The sequence below is a fragment of the Streptomyces sp. NPDC059853 genome (assembly GCF_042731495.1).
In the GTDB taxonomy this organism is placed as follows: Bacteria; Actinomycetota; Actinomycetes; order Streptomycetales; family Streptomycetaceae; genus Streptomyces.
Map to the genome: position 1 here is coordinate 1 of NZ_JBHWJL010000250.1, position 7,889 is coordinate 7,889.

Genomic DNA, 7,889 nt, shown 5'->3' on the forward strand with positions numbered 1-7,889 from the left:
GGACAACTCCTCGTCGACGAACGCGGCACCTGCTTCGGCAGCGCCCGCGTCACCGCCGTCCGCAGCGACGTCGGCGCGGGCGACGCCTCCCTCGCCGGGTTCCTCACCGCCGGCGGCACCGGCCCCGCCGCCCTCGCCGCCGCCCTCGCCCACGGAGCCGCCGCCGTCGCACTCCCCGGCTCCCTCATGCCCACCCCCGACGACCTCCGCCCCGAAGCGGTGACCGTCACCACCGACGTCCCCCTCGACCGCCCCCTCGATGGAGCCACGAGATGAACACCCCCCTGATCACCGCTGATTTGGTGGACCTCGACCTCGACCGCGCCGCCGCCACCAAGGACGAAGCGGCCCGCGCCCTGGCCGGCCGCATGGCCGCCGCCGGACGCGTCACCGACCTCGACGGCTTCCTCGCCGACGTCGCCGCCCGCGAGGAACAGATGCCCACCGGCCTCGAAGGCGGCATCGGCATACCCCACTGCCGCAGCGCCCACGTCACCGAACCCACCCTCGCCTTCGGCCGCAGCGCCACCGGCATCGACTTCGGCGCCGCCGACGGACCGGCCACCCTGGTCTTCCTCATCGCCGCCCCGGCCGGCGCCGACCAGGACCACCTCGGCATCCTCTCCACCCTGGCGCGCGACCTCATGCGCGCCGAGTTCACCGACGCGCTGCGCACCGAGACCTCCCCCGAACGGGCCGCCGCCCTCATCCGCGGCGAGGACCCGGCGCAGCCGGACGCCCCCGCCGCACCGGACGCGGAGCCGGAGACCGCACCGGACGCCGTACCGGCCGAGGGGGCGGGCGACGGCGACGCGACCGGGGACGGCGCCCCGTTCCGTATCGTCGCCGTCACCTCCTGCCCCACCGGCATCGCCCACACCTACATGGCCGCCGAGTCCCTCGACCGCGCCGCCGAGGCCGACGGCGTGCTCATCAGCGTCGAAACCCAGGGCTCCGCCGGCTTCGAACGCCTCGACCCCGCCGTCATCGCCGCCGCCGACGCGGTCGTCTTCGCCCACGACGTCGAAGTACGCGAACGCCACCGGTTCGCCGGCAAACCCACCGTCGACGTCGGCGTCAAAGCCGCCATCAACCGCCCCGCCGAACTCATCGCCGAGGCCAGACGGCGCGCCGCCGAGGCCCCGGCCGGCACCCACCCCCGTACCGGAACCGGCGGGGACGGCGACGACGCCGCGCCCATGGACCGCACCGCCGGGGACAGCACCGACGGCTTCGGCACCCGGCTGCGCACCTGGCTGATGACCGGCGTCAGCTACATGGTCCCGTTCGTCGCCGCCGGCGGACTGATGATCGCCCTCGGCTTCGCCCTCGGCGGATACGAGATCAGCGACGCCCCCTCCGTCGCCGACCACTTCGTGTGGACCGAAGCCCACAGCTGGGCCGCGCTGCTCTTCCAGCTCGGCGGCGCCGCGTTCGGCTTCCTCATCCCGGTGCTCGCCGGCTACATCGCCTACGGCATGGCCGACCGCCCGGGACTCGTCCCCGGCTTCGTCGGCGGCGCCATCGCCGTCACCATCGACGCCGGATTCCTCGGCGGCCTCGCCGCCGGACTCCTCGCGGGCGCGGTGGTGATGGCCATCCAGCGGGTCGACGTCCCGGCGGCGCTGCGCGGCATCATGCCGGTGGTCGTCATCCCGCTGATCTCCTCCGCCGTCGTCGGCTTCCTGATGTACATCGTCATCGGCCAGCCCATCGCCTCCGCCCAGTCCGGCCTCACCGACTGGCTGGAAGGACTCAGCGGCAGCAACGCCGTCCTGCTGGGCATCCTGCTCGGGCTCATGATGTGCTTCGACCTCGGCGGACCGGTCAACAAGGTGGCCTACGCCTTCGCCACCGGCGGCATCGCGGTCACCGCCCCCACCGACACCAGCCTCCAGATCATGGCCACCGTGATGGCGGCCGGCATGGTCCCGCCGCTGGCCATGGCACTGGCCACCACGGTGCGCGGCAAGCTGTTCACCCGGACGGAGAAGGAGAACGGCAAGGCGGCCTGGGTGCTGGGCGCCTCGTTCATCACCGAGGGCGCGATCCCGTTCGCCGCCGCCGACCCGCTGCGGGTCATCCCGTCCGCGATGGCGGGCGGCGCGGTCACCGGCGCGCTGACCATGGCGTTCGGCAACACGCTGCGGGCACCGCACGGCGGGTTCTTCGTCGTCCCGCTGATCGGCAGCCCTCTCCTCTACCTGATCGCGATCGCGGCGGGCACCCTCGTCAGCACGGCGCTGGTGATCCTGCTCAAGACCGGCCGCGCCCGGAAGACGGCGGCGGCTGCGGCCGAGCCGGCCCCCGGCACGGCCGCACCGGTGCCGGCCGGCACCGCCGGCTGATCAGGCGGCCGTACCGGCGGCGGCGTGGGCGGTGGCCGCGGCGCGCACCGTGTGCTGGAGCAGCAGGGCCGTGGTCACCGGGCCGACACCGCCGGGGACGGGGGTGAGCGCGGCGGCCTTCCCGGCCACCGAGGCGGCGTCCACGTCGCCGGTGAGGCCGCCGTCCGGGGTGGGGTTGGTGCCGACGTCGACGACGACCGCCCCGGGACGGAGATGGGCGGCGGTGATCAGTCCCGGACGGCCGGCCGCCGCCACGACGATGTCGGCGCCGGTGGTGAGGGCGGCGAGGTCCGTGGTGCGGGAGTGGGCCACGGTGACGGTCGCGTCCCGGTCCAGCAGGAGCAGGGCGGCCGGCTTGCCGACCACGGTGGAGCGGCCGACGACGGCGACCCGGCGGCCCGCCAGCGGGATGTCGTGCGCGTCGAGCACCGCCACGACCGCCTCGGCGGTGGCCGGGGCGAACGCGGGCAGCCCGGCGGCGAGCCGGCCCAGCGAGAGCGGGTTGGCGCCGTCCACGTCCTTGGCGACGGCGATCGCGCCGGCCAGCTCCTGGGCGTTCGCCCCCGCCCGCAGCGGCGTCTGGAGGATGATGCCGTGCACGGCCGGGTCGGCGCTCAGCTCACCGAGCCGCTCGCGGATCGCGGCGGGCGTGGCGTCCGGGCCGAGGTCGGCGATGTCGCACCGGATGCCGCATTTCTCGGCGGCCTTGGCGATGGACCGTACGTACCAGGCGCTGGACTCGTCGGCGGTGGCGGTGACGACGGCCAGGCGCGGCGGCGTGCCGGTGGCGGTCAGCCGGGCGGCTTCGACGGCGGTGTCGGCGCGCAGCCGGGTGGCGTGGGCCCGGCCGGAGAGGGTGGCGGTGTCGGTCACGGGGCGATGTCCTCACGGATGGCGGCGGTGATCGCGGTGGCGCGCTCGGCGATGCCGTCGACGGCGGCGGTGACCGCCGTCAGTTCGGCGCGCAGGGTGTCGTCGCGGATACCGCGGAGGTTGATCTCCACATTGACGCGGGCCGTGGTGGCGGCGGCACGGGCGGCCTCGGTGGCGGCGGCGATGTCGGTGACGACATTGCGGTTGCCGATGGGGAGGAGCTCGGCGGCGAGTTCGACGGTGGCCCGGGCCAGGCCGATGACCTCGGCCGGGGGGCGCGCGGCGCCGGCCAGCGCGCGGGCGATGGCGGCCGACCGCTCGGCCTTGTCGGCGTCGGTGTCCTTGGGCAGCCGGTAGGCGTCGGTGACGGCGGTGAACGCGGCCGCGTCCTCCTCGGCGAGCCGGACGGCGGCGGTGCGCAGCGTGTCGGTCTCGCGGAGGATCCGGTCGACGGTGACGGCGTGCGCGGCGTATTTCGCGCCGGTCGTGTAGCGGGCGACCATCCCGAGGAGGGCGGCCGCCTGGGCGGCGTGCAGTGCTGCCGCGGCTCCGCCGCCTGGGGCGGGGACGCGGGCGGCGAGCTGGGACAGATACTCGGTGATCGTCTGATCGCGCACGGGAGGGATTGTGTCACGGGCGCGGGACCCGGTCCCGGCGGATCGGTCAGTCCGGCCGGCCGTACAGCTCGCGGTGGGCGGGGAACCGGCCGCCGGGGGTGTCGGTGCCCCGGGCGGCGCGGATGCCCTTGACGACGGCGCGGGAGAGGACGTCGGCACCGGCGGCGAGCAGATCGCTCAGGAGCAGCCCGGATGTGATGGGCCACCGGGGGTCGGGCGGGGTGCCGTCGGGATGGGTGAGGGGGCGGTCGCCGGTGGCGAGGACGAAGACGGTGTCGCCGTCGGTCATGAGGTGGACGGGGCGGACGGCGCGGGCGAGCCCGTCGTGGGCGGTGCCGGCGAGCTTCTGTGCCTGGGCGGGGGAGAGGACGGCGTCGGTGGCGACGACGGCGAGGGTGGTGTTGAGCGGCGGGTCGCCGGCGGTGCGGGAGCGGCGGGCGGTGGTGCGGTGCGCCTCGGCGAGCAGCCGGCGGGCCCGTGCGTGCTGTTCGGGGGTGGGCGGCCGGCCGCCGGGGTCGTCGCCGTGGAAGGCACCGGTGTCCGGGTCGATCGGGGAGCCCGCGGCGTTGACGGCGACCAGCGCGGCGACGGTGACGCCGTTCGGCAGGACGGTGCTGGCGGTGCCGATGCCGCCCTTGAGCTTCGGCTGCCCTTCGGGGGACCCACCCCCCTCCCCCTCCCCGTGTGCCACGCCGGCTCCGGTGGTGGCTCCGGTGCCCGCGCCGACGGTGCCCATGGCGACGGGCGTGCCGGGGCCGGCCGGTCCGGCCGCGGCGTCCTCGACGGCGGCGCGGCCCAGGGCCGCGTCCGGGCGGGCGCGCCAGTCGCCGCCCCGGCCCAGGTCGAACAGCACGGCGGCGGGCACGATCGGCACGACCTGGCCGGGCCCGGGGCCGACCCGGTAGCCGCGGCCCTGTTCCTCCAGCCAGCCCATCACGCCGGAGGCCGCGTCGAGTCCGAAGGCGCTGCCGCCGGTGAGCACGACGGCGTTCACCTTCTCGACGAGGTTGCGCGGATCGAGGACGTCGGTCTCCCGGGTGCCGGGGCCGCCGCCGCGGACATCGACCGCGCCGACCGCGCCGCCCTCCGGGGCGAGGACCACGGTGACGCCGGTCAGCCAGCCGTCGCCGATCCGCTGGGCATGACCGACGCGGATGCCGGGTACGTCTGTCAGGGCGTCGGCGGGTCCCGGGGACTGTCCCAGCTCGCTCATATGATCAGAGCTATCACGCCCCGCGAGCGCCCGGCCAGGCGTACAGCGCATGTTTATCGGTCATCCATCGCCTTCCGTCAGGCTGCGGTCATGATGGTGGATCAACAGGGCCCGGCCGATGTGCTCAGCCACAGCCAGCTGCTCGATCAGGGGGAGCGGGCCGCCGTCGCGCTGGCGAAACTCGGTGTGCGTCCCGGCGACCAGGTGGCGGTGCTGCTGCCCATGTCCCTGGAGTCGGTGGTGGTGACGCTCGCCTGCATCCGGCTGGAGGCCCGGCGGCTGACCCTTCCGCTGGGGGACCATCTGGGATTCATCCGTCATCGCCTGCGCACTTCGGGCGCACGGGTGGTGATCACGGCCGGGAGCTGCGCGGTGGACGGCACGGTCCGGGACATCAAGTCGGGTCTCGACCGCGCCTTGTGGGCCTGCCCGGAGGTGCATTCGGTGCTCGTGGTGCAGCAGGTGCCCAGGCCGGTGCCGTGGCAGCCGGGCCGTGATGTGTGGTGGCACGAGGCGCTGGCCGCCGGGCCGGTACCGGGCGGGCCGTACGCTGGTGCCATGAGCAGCAGCACCGACCGGCCGGTGGACCGGGCGCGGAACGGGTCGCAGGGGCCGTCCGGCGCGCCGGTTCCGCCCGCCGCGCTGATCTTCGACGATCCGCTGGACCGCCGTTCCGCCGATGACAGCGACCAGGGCTGGGGCGACCGTCCCGCGGGGGACGGCACGGGTGGGGACCTGCTGCGTTTCCTGGAGGAGAAGCCCCCGCACCATCTGTGAGCCGGGCGGCGCGGCCGGGGCCGGTGGCGCGGGCGGTGCCGTGCAGTCCGTCGTTCAGTCGGTGAGGCGGGCGGAGTCGAGGGCGTCGGTGAGCCGGGTCAGCCGTTCCCGCAGCTCCGTGACCTCCGCCGCCGACAGGCCGGTGGCCTCCGCGATGCGCCGCGGCACCCGCAGCGCCGGCTCCCGCAGGGCGTCGCCCTGCCCGGTGAGCCGGACGGTCACCGAGCGCTCGTCCTCGGTGCTGCGTTCCCGGTGGACCAGGCCGGCCGCCTCCAGCCGCTTGAGCAGCGGGGAGAGGGTGCCGGAGTCCAGCCGCAGCAGGTCGCCGATGCGCTTGACCGGCAGTTCGCCGTGCTCCCACAGCACGAGCATCACCAGGTACTGCGGGTAGGTGAGCCCCAGGTCCTTGAGCACGACCCGGTAGACGCCGCTGAAGGCGCGGGACGCGGCGTGCAGGGAGAAGCAGATCTGGTGGTGCAGCCGCAGATACTCCTCCTCCGGTGGCCGGTGCGGCCCTCCGGCGGGCGCGGTGCTGGGCTGGGTGGTCATGGTCTCCACGATACCCGGGCTTCCTTGTCCCCACTTTAGTTGTGCACAACTTGATTGTGTGCTTGAGTTGGGCCCACGGATGGGAGCGTCGCCACCGGCGACGCGAGAACCGAGGGAGAGCGTCATGCAACCGCTGTACACCGCGATCGCGACCGCCAACGGACGTGAGGGGCGCGCCGTCAGCTCCGACGGACAGCTCGACCTCACCCTCGCCCCGCCGCCCGCGCTCGGCGGCAGCGGCAAGGGCACCAACCCCGAGCAGCTGTTCGCGGCGGGCTACGCCGCCTGCTTCGCCAGCGCACTGGGCGCGGTCGGGCGGCAGGAGAAGGTCGACACCAGCGATGTCTCGGTGACCGCCGAGGTCGGCATCGGCAAGGACGGGGTCGGGTTCGGGCTCGCCGTGGTGCTGCGCGTCGAACTGCCGGACGCGCTCGCCGGGGAGGCGGGGGAGAAGCTGGTGGCCCAGGCGCACGAGGTGTGCCCGTACTCCCGGGCCACCCGGGGCAACATCGACGTCCGGCTCGTCGTCGAGTAGCCGGGGGCGGCCGGAGCCGCCCGCCGTCAGCGCGGGGAGCCGGAGCCGTCCCCACCCCGCTCCGGGGCTGTGCCGGCCCCGGCCTCCGGGCCGTTCGCCGGGGCGCCGCGCTGGCCCACCAGGGCCGGTGCCGCCCCCTCGCCGCCCGGGGCGGTGCGCTGGGCGATCAGCTCGTCGCGGATCTCGATGAGGATCTCCAGCTCCGTCTTGGCGACCGCCTCCTCGGGCACCTCGGCCTTCGCCGCCCGGCGGGCGTTGAACTTGTTCATCGGCATGATCATCAGGAAGTAGACGACCGCGGCCGTCATCAGGAAGGTCAGCGAGGCGGTCAGCACCGAGCCCCAGCGGATCGCCGCCCCACCGCCGTCGGTCGAGCAGTCCCCCGTCAGGCAGAGCACGTACTGGTCGAGATCCTGGGTGCCGAAGGCGCCGATCAGCGGGTTGATGACGCCCTCGACCACAGCGGTGACAATCCCGGTGAACGCGGCGCCGACGACGACCGCCACCGCCAGCTCGATCACGTTCCCGCGCATCAGGAACTCTTTGAATCCGCTCAGGATTGACTTCGTCTCGCTCACTGCTCTGTCCTTCTGGGGTGAGATCCGCGTCGGACCCCGCACGGTGCACCACGATGGCATTCCGTGTCCAATCGGTTCGAACTACCATCGGGACACCGCCAGGAGGGACCCGGCCGCGGCCCCGGCCAGTTCGGCCGCCGTCGCCCGGGGGACGGTGAGCACCAGCAGCGCGCCGTCAGTTGTGGCGAAGGGCCCGGCCTCCTCCCGCGGGGCCTCGTCCCGGCCGGGGATGCCGGCCACCTCGGCCCGGCGCGCCACCACCCGGGCCGGCTCCGCCGCCCCGGGGTCGGCGGCCAGCACATCGACGACATCGCCGGGCGCCAGCAGCCGCACCACCTCGGCGTCGGCGATCCGCACCGGCGCCGAGACCAGTTCGCCGGGCGGTGGTGGCTCCTCGGG

Annotated in this window: 9 protein-coding genes and 1 pseudogene; 4 read left to right on the forward strand and 6 right to left on the reverse strand. The window is 74.9% G+C overall.

The window, feature by feature from the left end; genetic code table 11:
* Together ACFV5N_RS21560 and ACFV5N_RS21565 are read left to right on the forward strand one after the other, a co-directional pair.
* Window positions 1-276 (forward strand): annotated as a pseudogene (locus ACFV5N_RS21560) (1-phosphofructokinase); the annotation flags it as partial.
* Complete coding sequence (locus ACFV5N_RS21565) at window positions 273-2,348, forward strand: fructose-specific PTS transporter subunit EIIC (RefSeq protein ID WP_385602252.1); 2,076 nt, start codon at window positions 273-275, stop codon at window positions 2,346-2,348. The pseudogene ACFV5N_RS21560 and the gene ACFV5N_RS21565, both read left to right, overlap by 4 nt.
* Here ACFV5N_RS21565 and ACFV5N_RS21570 read toward each other — a convergent pair whose 3' ends face one another.
* The 3 genes from ACFV5N_RS21570 to ACFV5N_RS21580 are packed head-to-tail and all read right to left on the reverse strand — an operon-like array spanning window position 2,349 to window position 5,051.
* Entirely contained in the window at window positions 2,349-3,221 is an 873-nt protein-coding gene (locus ACFV5N_RS21570; protein WP_385602255.1) for a bifunctional 5,10-methylenetetrahydrofolate dehydrogenase/5,10-methenyltetrahydrofolate cyclohydrolase, read from the reverse strand.
* Window positions 3,218-3,838, reverse strand: coding sequence for a cyclodeaminase/cyclohydrolase family protein (locus tag ACFV5N_RS21575; RefSeq protein ID WP_385602258.1), 621 nt, complete (start codon window positions 3,836-3,838; stop codon window positions 3,218-3,220). Before ACFV5N_RS21575 ends, ACFV5N_RS21570 begins: the two co-directional genes overlap by 4 nt.
* A 46-nt stretch (window positions 3,839-3,884) precedes the next feature.
* A complete protein-coding gene (locus ACFV5N_RS21580; RefSeq protein ID WP_385602261.1) occupies window positions 3,885-5,051 on the reverse strand; it encodes a P1 family peptidase in 1,167 nt (388 codons plus the stop codon).
* A 90-nt stretch (window positions 5,052-5,141) separates the two neighbouring features.
* Here ACFV5N_RS21580 and ACFV5N_RS21585 point away from each other — a divergent pair, with 90 nt between their 5' ends.
* Window positions 5,142-5,828, forward strand: a complete 687-nt coding sequence (locus ACFV5N_RS21585) for an AMP-binding protein (RefSeq protein WP_385602264.1) — start codon at window positions 5,142-5,144, stop codon at window positions 5,826-5,828.
* Window positions 5,829-5,882: 54 nt separating this feature from the next.
* Here the strand turns inward: ACFV5N_RS21585 and ACFV5N_RS21590 are convergent, their stop codons facing one another.
* On the reverse strand, window positions 5,883-6,377 hold the full coding sequence (locus tag ACFV5N_RS21590) for a MarR family winged helix-turn-helix transcriptional regulator (protein WP_385602268.1): 495 nt from the start codon (window positions 6,375-6,377) through the stop codon (window positions 5,883-5,885).
* Between the two features lie 124 nt (window positions 6,378-6,501).
* Between ACFV5N_RS21590 and ACFV5N_RS21595 the strand changes: the two genes are divergently transcribed.
* Window positions 6,502-6,912 (forward strand): organic hydroperoxide resistance protein, encoded by a 411-nt coding sequence (locus ACFV5N_RS21595; protein ID WP_385602271.1) that lies wholly within the window; start codon window positions 6,502-6,504, stop codon window positions 6,910-6,912.
* Between the two features lie 26 nt (window positions 6,913-6,938).
* Here the strand turns inward: ACFV5N_RS21595 and mscL are convergent, their stop codons facing one another.
* Window positions 6,939-7,490, reverse strand: coding sequence for a large conductance mechanosensitive channel protein MscL (mscL, locus tag ACFV5N_RS21600; protein ID WP_385602274.1), 552 nt, complete (start codon window positions 7,488-7,490; stop codon window positions 6,939-6,941).
* Between the two features lie 81 nt (window positions 7,491-7,571).
* Window positions 7,572-7,889 (reverse strand): hypothetical protein (locus ACFV5N_RS21605; protein ID WP_385602276.1); only part of this gene is annotated, 318 nt, incomplete at its 5' end.